We start from the raw sequence: 16,521 nt of genomic DNA on the forward strand, positions 1-16,521 counted from the left end.
CTCAACGGGCCACCCGGCAACCGGAGTCAGTGGTGACCTTCGGGTACGCGATCAGTCGGTGTCGGCGGTTCCCAGCGACTCAGCCGGAAGACCAGCGGGCCGCAGCCCCCCGATTCCGCTGGACGCCTCTTGACTTTTCGGCGTCACCGTCGGGCAGCCCTGCAGACATCTCCGGTAGAGGATCCGGTTGTTCAGATCGGGATCGCCCACGTAGAAGACCAGGACCGTCTCACCGTCCCGCCCCTCGGCCTCGACCGGAATGCTTCCGGCGGTCGACCTGCCAGCGAGGACGCGGACGCGGAGGTTGACCACACTCTGCGGCCCCTCGGGGTAGCCGAGGGCGGTGTCTGTCGACCACCGCCCGGATCCGGGGAGCTTGTCGCGCTTCCCGTCGAACCCATCAGGAAGCACCCCGAATTCGATGAACTTCTGATAAGGCAGGTTGGTGGCGGCGAACGAGCCGTTCTCGTCGAATTGCAGGACGGATCCGTCCTTGTCGTTCTGCCACACACCGACCACGTCTGCCGCCTTCAGATCGATATCGGTCTGCCGCGAAGACGAGTCCGGGCCCGCTCCGAAGCAACCAGCGGCGACCACGAGAGCCACGGCAGCGACCAGGAGCGTCCCGCAGTTAATCTTCAACGTCTGCTCCCTGTCACCCGGCTTCCCTGGACATCACCAAGGCACGGAGGGCCAGCCGTCACGGCCGGGCGAGCAACCGCCGGGGACGGGTCAGGACCGGGTCCGCAACTCCCCGGTCCTGACCCCCAGCCGTCCGGTGTGGTAGCGGAATTCGCCGTGCGAGCGCGGCGGGCGTGGCACGCCGCCCACGCCGGGCTCAACACGGCGAGCCGGCCCGCATGCACTCAGCTCCACGGTGCCCAACTACCGGACTTCGGCGCGTCCCCGACTCACCCCGAAGAGCCGTGAACGCGGGCCCAGGTTAGGCATCCCGCCGCAGGCCGGACAAGCTTTTCCGAACCCGGCAGAGTGTGATTGATGCCAACGTTGAAATGCGGCATGTCGGCGTAACAGCCTCAGCCGGAAAGACGCTGTTTCTCCACGAAGCGACCGGTCCGCCCAGCGCCCCGACCGGCCTCGTGACGGCCGGCCGCGGCGGCGCCGGCGATCAACGCGAGCGCGCCCAGGTGCAGCAGCCGCACCCCGCCCGGGGCGGGCACCGTGGCGTACGGCAGCGCCGGCAGCACCGCCGCCCCGGCGGCCGTGACGGCCAGCGCCACCCCCCAGAAGACGGCGGGTCGGGCCACTGGCGCCGGCGGGCGTACGCCGTCAAAGATCTCATGCCGGCGCGCGGCGCGCAGCGCCAGGGCGACCACGACGACGGCACCGACCACCGTACTGAGCAGGTCGGCGAAGAACCACCAGTACATGCCGGTGAGCGCGTGCCAGTCCACGCCGAAGGCGCGCAGCCACTGGTCGGTGTGGGTGACCCGGTCCCAGCCGACGTGGCTGGCCGCGCCGAGCAGCGCCGAGCAGACGACGACCTGCCAGGGATGCCGGACACCGGCGAGCGCGGCGTGGTCCCGCCAGGCGAAGGCTCGCTGGCCGGGCAGGTGCACCGCGATCCCCGCGATCGTCCGGCGGACGATCCAGGCGTAGCAGAGCGCCACCGGCAGGCACCACCAGAGCAGTCCGCCCACCGTGTGGGTGCGCAGCCCGAGGTCGAACCGGGTGCCGCTGAACAGGTAGGCGACGTCCGGCGACACGGCGCCGGTGGCCAGCGCCACCCCGTCGAACCAGCGCGGACGCCACAGCTTCAGCGGCAGCACCGCGGCGAGGTGCGACGGGAAGGTCAGCGGCACGACCAGAACGTTACCGGTGGATCAGAAGACCCGGAGTAGGTCCGCAAAGGCCGCCAACCGGACCACCCCGTTGTCGGTCGGGTCCAGCTCGTCGTACTCCAGCACCCAGGTGTTCTCGTTCGGGATGAAGACCGCGTTCAGGCCGGCGGCCCGGGCCGGCAGGATGTCCGACCGCGGGGAGTTCCCGATCATCCACGCCCCGGCCGGGTCGAACCCGTGCTCGGCGGTCAGCCAGCGGTACGTGTCGACGTCCTTCTCCGGCACGATGTGCGCGGCGCGGAAGTGGCGCAGCAGGCCCGACGCGTCCAGCTTGCGCTGCTGCTCCTCCTGCTCCCCCTTGGTGAGCAGTAGCAGCTCGTGGCGGGTGGCCAGGTCGTCCAACGTCTCCGCGACCCCCGGCATCAGCTCGACGCTGTGGCCGACCAGCGCCGCGGCCAGCTCGTCGAGCTCGGTACGCTCCCGCTCGGTGGCTGGCCGCGCGCGCAACCGCTCCAGGCACTCCGCCAGGCTGCGCAGGAAGACCTTGCTGCCGTAGCCGTGCGCGACCGCGTTGGCCCGCTCGATGTCGTCGAGGACGGCCCGGATCTCGGTGCGGTCCAGCGTGGGGTGCTCCAGCCAGTCCAGGAAGTCGTCGATCACCCGCTCGAAGAGGACGTTGTTCTCCCAGAGCGTGTCGTCGGCGTCGAAGATGAGCACCGTCGCGTCCCGGCGCTGTGGCATCGTGTCACCCCTTCCGTGTGCTGGACCGGGACACGCTACTGCACCCGGGCCGCCGGGACAGCCGGGTTTCCGGACGCGGCGGCGCGGACGGCGCCCGGGTGGCGCGGGAAGGACCCCCGGGCCGGCCGGACGGCCGGTGGGAACTGGCCGAACGCTGAGGCACCGGCGGCGGGAACCCGACTGCGCGTACCCGGCCCGGCGCGGGACGCTTCGGCGATGACGACCTTTCGTGATCATCCACAAACGACCCGGGGCCGGCCGGAGGGCCGGCGCCTGCGTCGGCGGAGGGCGGCCGCCGGACTGGTGGCCGCGCTCGTCGCGGCGGGCACCGCGCTCCCCGCGACCCCGGCCCTCGCCGTCAACGCCCCGCACACCACCGTGGTCAGCGCCGACCCGGCGAACTGGACGCCACACGCGCTCGACGGCACCGTCTACCGGATCCTCCAGATCGGCAACCGGGTGTACCTGGCCGGTTCCTTCACCAAGGTCCGCAACGCGGGCGCCACCGCGGAGATGGCCATGCCCCGGCTGGTGGCCTTCGACGCCACCACCGGCCGGATCGACACCACCTTCCGTCCGGTGGTCAACGGGACGGTGCGGGCCCTCGCCGCGTCCGCCGACGGGAAGTCGCTCTACGTCGGTGGGGCGTTCACCTCGGTCAACGGGGCCGCCGCGCCGCGGGTGGCCCGGATCGACGCGGCCACCGGGGCGCGGGTCGCCGGCTTCGCCCCGGCCGCGCTCAACAACCAGGTCAACGACATGCGGCTGGTCGGCGGTCGGCTGGTCGTGGGCGGGGCGTTCCAGACCGTGGCCGGGGTGACCCGTCGCGGCCTGGCGGCGCTCAACGCGACCACCGGCGCCGCCGACGCGTCGGTGAACCTGCGGCTCGACGGCCCCCGGACCACCGCCACCGGGGTCACCGCCCCGGTCAAGGTGGAGGCCCTGGACGTCTCCGCCGACGGCACCCGGTTGATCTTCGTGGGGAACTTCAGCACGGTGGCCGGGCAGACCCGCCACCAGCTCGCGGTCGCGGGGCTGACGGCCGCCGGCGCCACGCTCTCCGGCTGGGCGACCGACCGGTACCAGCCGGGCTGTTCGAGCAGCTTCCCGTCGTACCTGCGCGGGGTGGACATCTCGCCGGACGGCAGCTGGTTCGTCGCGGTCACCACCGGCTACATGTACACCGGCCGGCTGTGCGACGCCGCGGCCCGCTTCGAGTTCGGCGCGGCGACCGGCGGCAAGCAGCCGACCTGGGTGAACTACACCGGCGGGGACACCCTGCTCTCGGTGGCGATCACCGGTGCGGCGGTCTACGTCGGCGGGCACCAGCGCTGGCTGGACAACCCGTTCGGCCGCAACTCGGCCGGAGCCGGGGCGGTGTCCCGCCCGGGTATCGGGGCGATCCACCCGGTCACCGGCAAGGCCCTGGCGTGGAACCCCACCAAGGACCGGGGCGTCGGCACCGCCGAGCTGTACGCCACCGACCGGGGTCTGTTCGTCGGCAGTGACACCGTCACCGTGGCCGGCGAGTACCACGCGCGGGTGGCCTTCTTCCCGCTGCCCTGAACCGCGCCGGGGGCGGGCCGTCCGGCCCGCCCCCGGCCGGTCAGCGGCGCAGGGTGAGGATCAGGTCGGCCACCAGCGCGGTCCACCCGGTCTGGTGCCAGGCCCCCAGGCCGGCGCCGTTGTCGCCGTGGAAGTACTCCGGGAAGCAGATCAGGTCCCGCCAGTCCGGGTGGGTCTGGAAGAGCTGGGCCGCCCCGTAGATCGGTCGGCGGCCCCAGCCGTCCCGGGTGAACAGCGCGATCAACCGGGCGGAGAGGTCGTCGGCGATCTCGTCGAGGGTCCGCTTCTGCCCGGACCGGGTCGGGTACTCGACCTGGAGATCGTCGCCGAAGAAGGCGGCGTAGTCGCGCAGCGCGCTGATCAGCAGGAAGTTGGTCGGCATCCAGATCGGACCGCGCCAGTTGGAGTTGCCGCCGAACAACCCGCTGGTCGACTCGGCCGGCTCGTAGCCGACGCAGAACTCCTGCCCGGCCAGGGTCACCGAGAAGGGCTTGTCCAGGTGCGCGCGGCTCAGCGTGCGCAGGCCGTACTCGGAGAGGAACTCGTCGGTGTCCAGCATCCGGGCGAGCAGCCGCACCACCTGGTCCGGCCCGACCATCGACAGCAACCGCTGCTGGCGGCCGTCCGGGCCCAGCCGGCGGGCGCCGATCACGTCGGCGTACTCGGGGCGGTTGGTGAGGAACCAGCGCAGCCGGGCGCCCAGCTCGGGCAGCCGGTGCAGGGTCCGCGCGGTGAGCCGGGTGGTCGCCGCGAGCGGCAGCAGGCCGACCACCGAGCGGACCTTCAGCGGGACCTGGCTGCCGTCGGCCAGCCGCAGCACGTCGTAGAAGAAGGCGTCCTCGTCGTCCCACAGCCCCTGGTCGTACGCGGCCGCGGCGATATACGCGAAGTGCTCGAAGAACTTCGTCGCGGTGTCCACGTACGCCCGGTCGTGCTCGGCCAGCACGATGGCCATGTCGAGCATGTTGAGGGCGTACATGGCCATCCACGCGGTGCCGTCGGACTGCTCCAGCACCCCGGCCACCGGCAGCGCGGCCGAGCGGTCGAACGGGCCCACGTTGTCCAGCCCGAGGAAGCCACCCTCGAAGACGTTGTTGCCTCCGGTGTCCTTGCGGTTCACCCACCAGGTGAAGTTGAGCAGCAGCTTGTGCATCACCCGGGCCAGGAACTCGTGGTCGCGTGACCCGTCGATCTCGAAGACCTTCAGCGCCGCCCAGGCGTGCACCGGCGGGTTCACGTCCCCGAACGCCCACTCGTACGCCGGGATCTGCCCGTTGGGGTGCAGGTACCACTCGCGCAGCAGGAGCAGCAGCTGCTCCTTGGCGAAGCCCGGATCGACCCGGGCGATGGTGACGCAGTGGAACGCCAGGTCCCAGGCGGCGTACCAGGGGTACTCCCACGGGTCCGGCATGGAGATCACGTCGAAGCTGTTCATGTGCCACCAGGCGCTGTTGCGCCCGTGCCGCCGCCCGGCCGGCGGTGGCGTCGAGCCCGGATCGCCCTCCAGCCACCGCTTGGCGTCGAAGTGGTAGAACTGCTTGCCCCACATCAGCCCGGCGATGGCCTGCCGGGCGACCAGGGCCTCGTCGGCGCTCGCGGCGGTCGGGATGACGCTGTCGAAGAACCGGTTGGCCTCGGCCCGCCGGGCCCAGAGCACCGCGTCGAAGCCGTCGCCCAGGTCGGCCGGCGGCGGCGGGGCGACCGCCGGCGGCGGCGGGGCCGTCCGGGTCAGCCGCAGCCGGATCTGCCGCTGCCCGCCGGCCGGCACGTCGAGGACGTAGTGCAGGGCGCCCTTGGTCCCGATCCGGTCCGGGTTGACGGTGGCCGCGCCGGCCACGACGTGGTCGTTGATGCCGTCCTTCGGGTACGACGACCGGCCCGGCAGCCCCCAGAGCCGCTCGGCGTTGCTGTCGTTGTCGCAGAGCAGCGGGGTGGGCGCGCCGTCGCCCTCGAGCAGGAGCTGGCCGAGCACCCAGTGCTCGCCGACCAGCCGGGCGTCCTCGCCGACCAGCTTCGGCACCCGGTCGCCGCCGGGCAGCCCCCACGCCCAGGTGTTACGGAACCACAGCGACGGCAGCACGTGCAGCCGCTCGGCCCGGTCGGACCGGTTGGCGACCGTCACCAGGACGCACATGTCGGTCGGCGACGCCTTGGCGTAGTCGACGGTCACCGCCCAGTACCGGTCGTCGTCGAAGATCCCCGTGTCGACCAGCTCGTACTCGGTGTCGTCCCGGCCGCGCAGCGCGTTGACCGCGACCAGCTCGTCGTACGGGAACGCGGCCTGGGGGTAGTGGTACCGCCAGCGCATGAAGGAGTGGGTGGGGGTGGAGTCCTCGTACCACCAGTAGTCCTTGACGTCCTCGCCGTGGTTGCCGCCGTCGCCGCCGAGCCCGAACATCCGCTCCTTGAGGATCGGATCCTTCCCGTTCCACAGCGCCAGGGCGAAGCAGAAGGTCTGCCGGTCGTCGCAGACGCCCGCCATGCCGTCCTCGTTCCACCGGTAGGCTCGGGAGCGCGCGTGATCGTGGGGGAAGTAGTCCCACGCCGTGCCGTGTTCGCTGTAGTCCTCCCGAACCGTCCCCCACGCCCGCTCGGACAGATAGGGACCCCATGCGCGCCAGTCCTGCTCCCCGGCATCGGCCTGGGCGAGCCGGAGCCGCTCGGGGTCGGGGGCCGCGGAGGTCGGACGGTCAGTGATCACCTGCACATCTTCGACGCCGCCGGGGTACATCACCACAGCGGCCATTGTCGTCGTGGCGTATTGCACCTCGCCGCCGGTGGAGGAAAATTGATCGACATTGGTTTCGGTACGCAGGTCTGCGGCGAGTTGGCCAGCGCGGCCACCCGGGAATGGCTGATCCCGGACGGCCGGGGCGGCTACGCGATGGGCACGGTGAGCGGGCTGCGGACCCGCCGCTACCACGGGCTGCTGGTGGTGGCCGGCGACCGGCCGGCGACCCGCCGGGTCGGGCTGGTCAGCCTGGACCCGGCGGTCACCCTGCCCTCCGGTGCCCGGGTCCGCCTCGGCGCCCACGAGTGGGCCTCCGGTGAGGTGGACCCGCGCGGCTTCGAGCAGCTGGAGCGGTTCGCCCTCGTCGACGGGGTGCCGCGCTGGCGGTGGCGGATCGGCGACGTGGTGATCGAGCGGGAGATCGCCATGGCGTACGGCCGCTCCTGCGTGGCGGTGGTGCACCGGCTGGTGTCGGGCGGCCCGGTCCGGCTGGACCTGGCCGCGGTCTGCACCTGGCGGGACGCGCACGGCGAGCGCCGGGCGGACGGGCCGACCCCCCGGATGGAGCCGGCCGCCGGCGGGGCCGTGGTGGAGGGCGCGTTCCGGTTGGCCGGCCCGGACTGGACCCCCGAGGGGCAGTGGTGGCTGGGCGTGCACCACCGGGAGGAGGCGGCCCGCGGGCTCAACCCGGACGAGGATCTCTGGTACGCCGGCCGCTTCTCCGGCGTGCTGGCCGCACCGGGCGACACCGTCTCCGTGCTGGCCTGGGCGGACGACCTGGCCGAGGAGCCGGCCGCGGCGACCGCGGTGGTTGCGGCCGCCCGGCGGCGCAACCGGGCGGTGGTGGCCGCGGCGAAGCCGGCCGACGCGGTGGCGGCCACGCTCGCCCTCGCCGCGGACGCATTCGTGGTGCGCACCGCCACCGGCCCCGACGTGGTCGCCGGTTACCCGTGGTTCGGTGCCTGGTCGCGGGACACGATGATCTCGTACGAGGGACTCTTCCTCGGCACCAACCGGGCCGACGAGGGGCGGGAGCTGCTGCGGTCGTACGCGGCGACGCTGTCGCAGGGCATGCTGGCGAACACCGCCGACACCGGGCGGGTGGAGTACAACACGGTCGACGGGACGCTGTGGTTCCTGCACGCGGTGAGCCGGCACGTGACCGTCACCGGAGACACCGACCTCGGCGACGAGCTGCTGCCCGCGCTGCACGCCGTGGTCGAGGCGCACCTGGCCGGCACCCGGTACGGCATCATGGTCGACCCGGCGGACGGGCTGATCACCCAGGGCGGCCCCCCGGGCGTGGCGTTGACCTGGATGGACGCCCGGGTGTACGGGGTGCCGGTGACCCCGCGGACGGGCAAGCCGGTGGAGGTCAACGCGCTCTGGGTGAACGGGTTGGCCGGCCTGGCCGAGCTGACCGAAATGGTGGGCCGGGACGCCGGCGCGCTGTGGGGGCTGCACACCAGGGCGGGCGCCGCGTTCCGGAAGCGGTTCCCGGCGCCGGCCGGGTGGCTGCACGACGTGGTGGACGGCCCGGCGCCGGCGTATCCGCTGGGCGGGGCGGCGTACCACGACGACGATCTGCTCCGCCCGAACCAGCTGCTCGCCTGGTCGCTGCCGTATGCCCCACTGGAACCAAACGAGGCGGCGCTGCGGCGGATCACGGCGGGACTGTTCACCCCGCTCGGGCCGCGCAGCCTCGCCCCGGACTCGCCGGGCTTCGTGGGCCGGCACCGGGGCGGTCCGGCGGAGCGGGACGGCGGCTACCACCAGGGCACCGTCTGGCCGTGGCTGATCGGGCCGCTCGTCGACGCGCACCGCCGGGCCGGACTGCCCACCGATGGCCTTTTGGTGGGGCTTGAGGGCCATTTGCGGGAATTTGGCCTGGGATCGGTGAGTGAGACGGCCGACGGGCTCGCGCCGCACGCCGCGACCGGCTGCCCGTTCCAGGCCTGGTCGGTCGCCGAGCTGCTGCGGGTCCGGCGGGCCGGATAGACACGCGTTACACACCGGCAACGACCGCGTCTCCGCTGGTTATCGACCGTTCGGCAGGATTGGCCCCGACCCGGGCGGGACGACGGGCACCCGGCGAGGTGCCGGCCGTCGCGCGGCGAGGGAACAACTCAAAGGGGGCCGCCGCATGTCACCTGACGCCGACGTGATCGACATCAACCCCGCCCGGCACCAGCGGGTGCTGATGCTCTCCTGGGAGTACCCGCCCGTGCTCGTCGGTGGGCTCGGCCGCCACGTGCACGCGCTCTCCGCGGCCCTGGCCGCCGCCGGCCACGAGGTCACCGTCGTCACCCGGCACGCCGAGGGCGCGCCGCTGGAGGAGTACGCCGACGGCGTCCGGATCCTGCGGGCCCCCGAGGACCCGGTCGCCTTCCCCCTCGCGACCGGCTCGCTGCTGGCCTGGACGATGGCCTTCAACCACACCCTCACCCGGACCGCCCTGCGCGCCGCCGAGTCCGGCCCGTACGACGTCCTCCACGCCCACGACTGGCTGGTCGCGCACACCGCGGTCACCCTCGCCGAACACCTCGACCTGCCACTGGTCACCACCATCCACGCCACCGAGGCCGGCCGGCACCAGGGCTGGCTGCCGGCGGAGATGAACCGCACCATCCACGGCGTCGAACACTGGCTGAGCAACGCCTCGGCCCGGGTGATCGCCTGCTCCGGGTACATGCGCGACCAGGTGCACCGGCTCTTCGACGTACCGCCCGGGCGGATCGACGTGGTCCCCAACGGGGTCGACGACCGGGCCTGGCACGCCCGGCCGCGAGCGGTCGCCGCCGCCCGGGCCCGCTACGCCGGGGACGGCCCGCTGGTCGGGTACGCCGGCCGGCTGGTCTACGAGAAGGGCGTGCAGCACCTCGTGCACGCCGTGCCGTACCTGCGGGACCGGCACCCGGGGCTGCGGGTGGTGATCGCCGGCGACGGGCCGTACCGGGAGGAACTGGTCGCCGAGGCGCGGCGGCTACGCCTCGACGACACCGTGCGCTTCGCCGGCTTCCTGGACTCGACCCAACTGCCGGCGGTGCTCGGCGCCACCGACGCCACCGTGATCCCCAGCCTCTACGAACCGTTCGGCATGATCGCCCTGGAGGCGGCCGCCGCCGGGGCGCCACTCGCGGTGGCCCGCACCGGCGGGCTGGCCGAGATCGTCGAGTCCGGCGTGACCGGGGTGACCTTCCCGCACAGCGACCCGGGGGCCCTCGCCGGCGCGGTCAACCAGCTCCTCGGCGACGAGGTGTTCGCGCGGCGGGTGGCCCGGCGGGCCCGCACCATGGTCGCCGAGCGGTACGGCTGGTGCACCATCGCCGCCCGCACCGCCACCAGCTACGCCGCCGCCCGGCGGGAGCACGGGTCGTTCCAGGCCCGTCGGGTCGCCGCCCTGCTGGCCGGTGGTCGCCCCCGGATCGCCATCCCGGACGGGAATCTGCTGACCTCGGAGGGGGCCGCCTGCTGAGCCGGCACCGCCCTGACGTCCGATAGGTCATACCCGATCCGTTGGCTAAGGTGGACGTCGACCAGCGGTGAGGAGAACCGTGCAGCAGGTAGTGATCGCGCGCCGGTACCGCCTGCTCGAACTGGTCGGCCGCGGCGGGATGGGGCGGGTCTGGCTCGCCCGGGACGAGGTCCTGCACCGCGAGGTGGCGGTGAAGCAGGTCGTCCCGCCGGCCTGGCTCGCCGACGGTGAACGGGACGAGCTGCGCTCGCGCACCCTGCGCGAGGCTCGAACGGCCGCCCGGCTCAGCCACCCGCACGTGGTCCGGGTCTACGACGTGGTCCTCGTCGACGGGGACCCGTGGCTGGTGATGGAGTACGTGTCGTCCCGTTCGCTACAGGACATCGTGGACGACACGGGTCCGCTGGATCCCCGGCGGGCCGCCGGCATCGGGCTGGCGCTGCTGTCCGCGCTGCGCGCCGCGCACGCCGCGGGGGTGCTGCACCGCGACGTCAAACCGGCGAACGTGCTGCTGGCCACCGACGGCCGGGTGCTGCTCACCGACTTCGGGCTGGCCGTCTTCGACGGCGGGGACGGGCTGATGACCCGCCCGGGCCTGGTCCTCGGCTCCCCCCAGTACGTCGCCCCCGAGCGCGCCGCCGAGGGGGTGTCCAGTGTCGAGGCCGACCTCTGGTCACTCGGCGCGACGCTGCACACCGCGGTGGAGGGGCGGTCACCGTACGCCCGGAGCACCGCCATGGCCACCCTGACCGCGCTCGCCAGCCAGCCGCCGGACCCGGCGCCGCACGCCGGCCCGCTGGAGCCGGTGCTCAACGGCCTGCTTTGCCGCGACCCCGGGCAGCGGATCCGGCACGACGAGGCGGGGCGGCTGCTCGCGGTCGCCGCCGCCGCCGACGTCCCGCCCGGCACTCCGGCCCGCCCGCCGGGGCCGGGCACGCCGAGCTGGGACAGCACCGGAACACCGCCGGTCACGCCGGTCGAGAGCCCGAACCCGGGTGGCGCCTCGGCGGCGGCCACGGCCACGGCATGGGCCCGGGCCGCCCGCCCCGGGACACCGTCGCCCGCCACCGGCCGCGGACCCGCCGGCGCCCGGGACGACGATCCGACCACGCTGCTCTCCCCCGCCGCCGGGGTGCCATCGGCGACCGGACCCGGCGGTACCGCCGCCGGCCCGCCGGCCCGGGGTCGCGGTCGGGCCGCCGCCCGGCGCTGGGGACTCGCGGCGGCCGCCCTGGTGCTGGCCGTGGCGGCCGGGGTCGGCACCGCGCTCGCGGTCACCCGCGACCCCGGCGGCGCGTCCACCGCGACGGGGCCGGGTGAGCCGCACGGGCAGCCGCCGGCCGGTTACCCACCCGGGCCCGGCCCGGGCCGCCCCGGCCCGCCGGACGGACGCCGGGTGCCGCCGCCGCCGTTCCCGTGCATCCGGCCGGATGTGGTGGGCGAGCCGGTGGCGGCCGGGTCGCCGCCCGCCGACGAGGAGTCCGCCCTGCCGGCGGCGTGGATCTGGCACGCCGACGCGAGCGGCTTCCGGATCGCCGTGCCGGCGACCTGGCGGTACACCCGCGAGGGCAACGCGGCCTGCTTCCAGGATCCGGCCACCCGCCGCATCCTGACCGTCGAGCCGTACCGGGCAGGCGACGGTGATCCGGTGGACCAGTTGCGGAACGCGGAGCAGCAGCTGATCCGAGCCGGCCAGCTCCCCGGCTACGACGAGGTCCGGCTCGACGCCGCAGCCGGCAGTGTCGAGTGGGAGTTCCGGTGGACGGCGCCGAACGGGGAGACCCCGCACGCCCTGCGCATCCTTCCCACGGACGCCGAAGGCTGGGCGCTGGTCTGGACCACGTTGGACGGCGACTGGGACGCCGGCCGCGCCGACCTGACCCGCCTGCGGCAGAGCTTCCGGACGGGCCGCACCACCCCCTCGGCGGGCTGAGCGGGCCGCTGGCGCCGGCGGCGGGTGAGAAACCACCGACCGCTGACTATCGTGGACCGGGAGTGGCCGAGGGGGCGCCGACGTGCTGCAGCTGCTGGTGGCCGGGCGGTACCGGCTGCTCGACCAGGTGGGGTCCGGCGGGATGGGCCGGGTCTGGCTGGCCCGCGACGAGATGCTGCACCGCGACGTGGCGGTGAAGGAGCTCGTCCCGCCCGTCTGGCTGGCCGAGCCGGAACGGGACGAGTTGCGGCTGCGCACGCTGCGCGAAGCGCGTACCGCCGCCCGGCTGAACCACCCCCACGTGGTCCGCATCTACGACGTGGTGCACGACCGGGGCGGCCCGTGGATCGTCATGGAGTACGTGCCCTCCCGCTCCCTGCAGGAGCTGGTGGACGACGACGGGCCGTTGTCGCCGCAGCGGACCGCCGAGATCGGGCTGGCGGTACTGGCCGCGCTGCGCGCCGCGCACTCCGCCGGAGTGCTGCATCGGGACGTCAAGCCGCACAACGTGCTGGTGGGCCGCGACGGCCGGGTGGTGCTGACCGACTTCGGGCTGGCCACCTTCACCGGCGGGGACGGCGCGCTGACCGGGCCGGGCCTGGTGCTCGGCTCACCGCAGTTCGTCGCCCCGGAGCGGGCCCGGTCCGGGGTGTCCGACCCGCGTACCGACCTCTGGTCGCTGGGGGCCACGCTCTACGCGGCGGTGGAGGGGCACTCCCCGTACGCCCGGGACAGCGCGATGGCCACGCTGAGCGCGCTGGCCACCGAGCCGCCCGACCCGATGCGTCGGGCGGGCCCGCTGCGGCCGGCGCTGGCCGGGCTGCTGAGCCGCGACCCCGAGCACCGGCTGACCGCCGCGCAGGTGGAACCGCTGCTGCGGGCGGCGGCCACGGAGCAGCCAGTGCCGGCGGGCGGCGCTCGGCGGCCGGTGAGCCGGACCGGACGGTCGGCGAGCAGCGCCGCCGATCCGGCCGAAGACGCGCCGGCCGTACCCCGGTCGGGGACGCCCGCCGGGCCGCGACCGGACGGACCGCTGGCGCGCCGGCGGCGGTGGGTGGCGCTCGGCGCGGTCGCCGCGCTGCTCGTCGCTGCCGGAGCGGTGCTGGCGCTGCGTGACCGGGACGAGCCGGCGCCGGCCGCCGGGACGGGGGCCACCCCTCTGGCCCGCCCCGCGGCCTTCGCCTGCGCGACTCCCCCGCCGGCCGGCGCCACCCCGGTCCGCTCCGCGCCCGCCCCCACCGGGGAGCGGTACGCCCTGATCCCCGACTGGACCTGGTACGTGGACCCGTCCGGGTTCCGGATCGCCGCCCCGGTCGACTGGCTGCGCTGGGCCGACGGCTCCGCCACCTGCTTCCGGGAACCGGGCGGGTCCCGGGTGCTCAGCGTGGGCGCCGGGGCGGTGCCGGCCGACCCGGTCGCCCACTGGCGGGCCGAGGAGCGCCGGCTCACCGGCAGCGGGGCGCTGGCCGGGTACCAGCGGGTGGAGATCGCGCCGCTCGACCTGTACCGGGGCGGGGCCGTCTGGGAGTGCGGTTGGGTCACCGGGGCCGGCGACAAGGTGCACAGCGCCCGGCTGCTGGTGTCCGTCTCGCCGACCCGCGCCTACACCGTGTCATGGCTGACCAAGGAGTTCGACTGGCAGGTCAACGCGACATACTTCCTGATGATCCGGCAGAGTTTCCGGCCCGGTTCCTGAGCCCCTCCTCAGTGGACCGTCCGGGTGATGCCCCTGATGACCGGGGCTGACTACAGTGACGTAGTTTTGGCGATCAAGATCTCTGGGAGGGCGAGCCGACATGATGGGACCGTCGCACGCGCTGTCCGGCGCGGCGGTGTGGCTGACCGGGTCGTGGGCGCTGGACCAGTTCGCCGACTACCACCAGACGCCGCTGGCGCTCGCGGTGGGGACCGCGGTCTGCGCGGGCGGTGCGCTCTTCCCCGACCTCGATCTCTCCGGCAAGGTGACCCGCAACCAGGGCGGGGCGACGGTCGCCCGGACCTTCGGCGTGTTCAGCCTCTTCGTCGCCGAGGTGATGGAGAAGATCTCGCTGGGCGTCTACTACGCCACGAAGCTCAGCAAGGACCCGCGGCGGAACAACGGGCACCGGACGCTGACCCACACCCTCCCGTTCACCGGGCTGGTCGGCTGGGGCACCACCACGCTCTGCGCCCACTACGGCAAGTGGGCGGTGGTCAGCATCCTCTTCTTCATGATCGGGCTGGCCCTGCGCGGGCTCTTCGACGAGTGGGCCGAGCGCGCCGGCTGGGTGATCGTGACGCTGGCGTCGGCCGGCGCCGCCTGGTTCACCTTCGCGAACCTGCCGGGCGACCGGGGCTATCCGCTGATCGGGCTGGCGGTCGGGGTGGGCTGTTTCGTGCACATCCTCGGCGACATGATCACCCGGGCCGGCGTGCCGATCCTCTGGCCGATCCCGATCAAGCGCCGGATGTGGATGATGGTCGGCCTGCCCAACGGCATCGCCCTGCGCACCGGCAGCAAGGCCGAGGTGATCGTGCTGCGGGCCGCGCTGACCGTGCTGGCAGTGCTCGCCGCGGTGGGGCTGGTCGCGCCGTCCGTGCTGCACCGGTTCAACATCGAGATGTGATGGCCTCCCGCATCGTTCCGGCCGGTGAACCGCGACCGCCGGTCGAGGACGCGACGGTGCCGGCGTTCTGGCGGGGGCTGGGCCTGCCCGGGCTGGCCGACGTGCACGTGCACTTCCTGCCGCCGCGACTGCTGCGCAAGGTGTGGGCGTACTTCGACGCGGCCGGGCCGCTGGTCGGCACCGAGTGGCCGATCCGGTACCGATGGAGTGACGCGGAGCGGGTGGCGCACCTGCGGCGGCTGGGCGTGCGGGCGTTCAGCGCGCTGGCGTACGCGCACCGGCCGGGAATGGCCGAGGCGCTGAACCGGTGGACCCTCGACTTCGCCCGGGCCACGCCGGGCTGCCTGCCCTCGGCGACCTGCTACCCGGAGCCGGACGCCGTCCGGTACGTCACCGCGGCCCTGGCCGAGGGCGCCCGGGTGTTCAAGGTGCACCTCCAGGTCGGCGGGTTCCTCCCCACCGACCCGGCGCTGGACCCGGTGTGGGGGCTGCTCGCCGACGCGGGCGTACCGGTGGTGGTGCACGCCGGGCACGCGCCGGTCGGGACCGCGCACACCGGTCCGGAGCCGTTCGCCGCGCTGCTCGCCCGGCATCCCGGGCTGACCGCGGTGGTGGCCCACCTGGGCGCGCCGGACTACCCGGCGTTCCTCGACCTGGCGGAGAAGTACGAGCGGGTGCGGTTGGACACCACGATGGCGTTCACCTCGTTCTTCGACCGGTTCATGCCCTTCCCCGCCGGGGAACTGCCGCGCCTTCGCGAGCTGGGGCTGGCCGGCAAGGTGCTGCTGGGCAGCGACTTCCCGAACATCCCCTACCCGTACGCCGAGCAGCTCACCGGGCTGGCCCGGCTCGACCTCGGCGACGACTGGCTGCGGGCGGTCTGCTGGGGCAACGCCGCCGAGCTGTTCGACCTCGGCTGACCCGCGCCGTGGGCCGCTCGGGTGTGCCGCAGTCCAGGGCGGCCTAGACGCCGACCCGCTGCTCGGGGACGGTGAGCCCGTAGAGCGCCATCAGCTCCGGGCTGTCCACCCGGCTGCCGTCGGCCACCGAGTCGCAGGAGATGTCGACGATCTGGTCCTTGTGCGCCAGCAGGTACGGCCGGGCGCCGACGTCGGCGCTGGCCAGGGTCGCGATGCCCGCCCAGTGCCGGCGGCCGAAGAGCATCGGGTAGCCGCGCAACCCGTCGTACGTCGCGCAGACCAACACGTCGGGGTACGGCAGCGCAGCCACCCGCCGGACCGCCCTGGCGGTCAGCCCCGGCATGTCCACCGGTACGACCACGACCGCCTCGACCTCCTCGTCGGACAGCGCGGCCAGGCCGGCGCGGATCGAGGAGCCGACTCCGGTTCCCCACGCGCGGTTGACCACCACGGTCGCCCCGGTCAGGTCGGTCGTCTGGCGGACCTGGTCGGCCGCCGCGCCCAGCACGACCACGATCTGCCCGCAGCCTGCCTCGGTCATCGTGTTGATCAGCCGGTTCACCAGGGGCTTCTCCCCCTGGTGCAGCAACGCTTCGGGTCCACCGATGCGGCGCCCCCCGCCGGCTGCGATGATCATTCCTGCGATCCGGCTCAGCGGGCCACCTCCACTGTCGACGGGGCCCACCAGCACGGCACGCGCCGTCCGTCCCCTCGTACGCACACCGGGTGCAACGAGCACACCGACGA

12 protein-coding genes are annotated in these 16,521 nt (G+C 73.9%); 7 read left to right on the forward strand and 5 right to left on the reverse strand.

Going from position 1 to position 16,521, the window contains the following annotated elements:
• Nucleotides 1–51: 51 nt before the first annotated feature.
• The 3 genes from I8N68_RS20535 to I8N68_RS20545 form a co-directional block, all read right to left on the reverse strand.
• Nucleotides 52–642, reverse strand: a complete 591-nt coding sequence (locus tag I8N68_RS20535) for a hypothetical protein (RefSeq protein WP_200212460.1) — start codon at nucleotides 640–642, stop codon at nucleotides 52–54.
• Nucleotides 643–1,037: 395 nt separating this feature from the next.
• A complete protein-coding gene (locus I8N68_RS20540; RefSeq protein WP_200212461.1) occupies nucleotides 1,038–1,823 on the reverse strand; it encodes a DUF4184 family protein in 786 nt (261 codons plus the stop codon).
• A 21-nt stretch (nucleotides 1,824–1,844) separates the two neighbouring features.
• The gene (locus I8N68_RS20545) at nucleotides 1,845–2,543 is read right to left on the reverse strand and encodes an HAD family hydrolase (RefSeq protein WP_200212462.1); all 699 of its coding nucleotides are present in this window, start codon (nucleotides 2,541–2,543) and stop codon (nucleotides 1,845–1,847) included.
• 216 nt (nucleotides 2,544–2,759) lie between these two features.
• Between I8N68_RS20545 and I8N68_RS20550 the strand changes: the two genes are divergently transcribed.
• Nucleotides 2,760–4,109: a hypothetical protein gene (locus tag I8N68_RS20550; RefSeq protein WP_200212463.1), complete on the forward strand. Its 1,350-nt coding sequence runs from the start codon at nucleotides 2,760–2,762 to the stop codon at nucleotides 4,107–4,109.
• A 40-nt stretch (nucleotides 4,110–4,149) separates the two neighbouring features.
• On the opposite strand, the gene I8N68_RS20555 is transcribed toward I8N68_RS20550, so the two are convergent.
• Nucleotides 4,150–6,855: an MGH1-like glycoside hydrolase domain-containing protein gene (locus I8N68_RS20555; protein ID WP_200212465.1), complete on the reverse strand. Its 2,706-nt coding sequence runs from the start codon at nucleotides 6,853–6,855 to the stop codon at nucleotides 4,150–4,152.
• A 42-nt stretch (nucleotides 6,856–6,897) separates the two neighbouring features.
• Between I8N68_RS20555 and I8N68_RS20560 the strand changes: the two genes are divergently transcribed.
• The 6 genes from I8N68_RS20560 to I8N68_RS20585 all read left to right on the forward strand — a co-directional run bounded on the left by I8N68_RS20560 (nucleotide 6,898) and on the right by I8N68_RS20585 (nucleotide 15,774).
• A complete protein-coding gene (locus I8N68_RS20560; RefSeq protein WP_200212467.1) occupies nucleotides 6,898–8,838 on the forward strand; it encodes an amylo-alpha-1,6-glucosidase in 1,941 nt (646 codons plus the stop codon).
• 145 nt (nucleotides 8,839–8,983) lie between these two features.
• Nucleotides 8,984–10,315 (forward strand): glycosyltransferase family 4 protein, encoded by a 1,332-nt coding sequence (locus I8N68_RS20565; RefSeq protein ID WP_200212469.1) that lies wholly within the window; start codon nucleotides 8,984–8,986, stop codon nucleotides 10,313–10,315.
• Nucleotides 10,316–10,394: 79 nt separating this feature from the next.
• A complete protein-coding gene (locus I8N68_RS20570) occupies nucleotides 10,395–12,248 on the forward strand; it encodes a serine/threonine-protein kinase (protein WP_200212471.1) in 1,854 nt (617 codons plus the stop codon).
• A gap of 142 nt (nucleotides 12,249–12,390) precedes the next feature.
• On the forward strand, nucleotides 12,391–13,944 hold the full coding sequence (locus I8N68_RS20575; protein WP_200212816.1) for a serine/threonine-protein kinase: 1,554 nt from the start codon (nucleotides 12,391–12,393) through the stop codon (nucleotides 13,942–13,944).
• A gap of 100 nt (nucleotides 13,945–14,044) precedes the next feature.
• Nucleotides 14,045–14,854 carry a metal-dependent hydrolase gene (locus I8N68_RS20580; protein ID WP_200212473.1) on the forward strand — a complete coding sequence of 270 codons (810 nt, stop codon included), beginning with the start codon at nucleotides 14,045–14,047 and terminating at the stop codon, nucleotides 14,852–14,854.
• Complete coding sequence (locus I8N68_RS20585; RefSeq protein ID WP_200212475.1) at nucleotides 14,854–15,774, forward strand: amidohydrolase family protein; 921 nt, start codon at nucleotides 14,854–14,856, stop codon at nucleotides 15,772–15,774. Before I8N68_RS20580 ends, I8N68_RS20585 begins: the two co-directional genes overlap by 1 nt.
• Before the next feature lie 43 nt (nucleotides 15,775–15,817).
• Here I8N68_RS20585 and I8N68_RS20590 read toward each other — a convergent pair whose 3' ends face one another.
• Nucleotides 15,818–16,411: a nucleotidyltransferase family protein gene (locus I8N68_RS20590; RefSeq protein WP_200212477.1), complete on the reverse strand. Its 594-nt coding sequence runs from the start codon at nucleotides 16,409–16,411 to the stop codon at nucleotides 15,818–15,820.
• Between the last annotated feature and the right edge of the window lie 110 nt (nucleotides 16,412–16,521).

It is taken from the genome of Micromonospora coerulea (assembly GCF_016598485.1).
Lineage (GTDB): Bacteria > Actinomycetota > Actinomycetes > Mycobacteriales > Micromonosporaceae > Micromonospora > Micromonospora coerulea.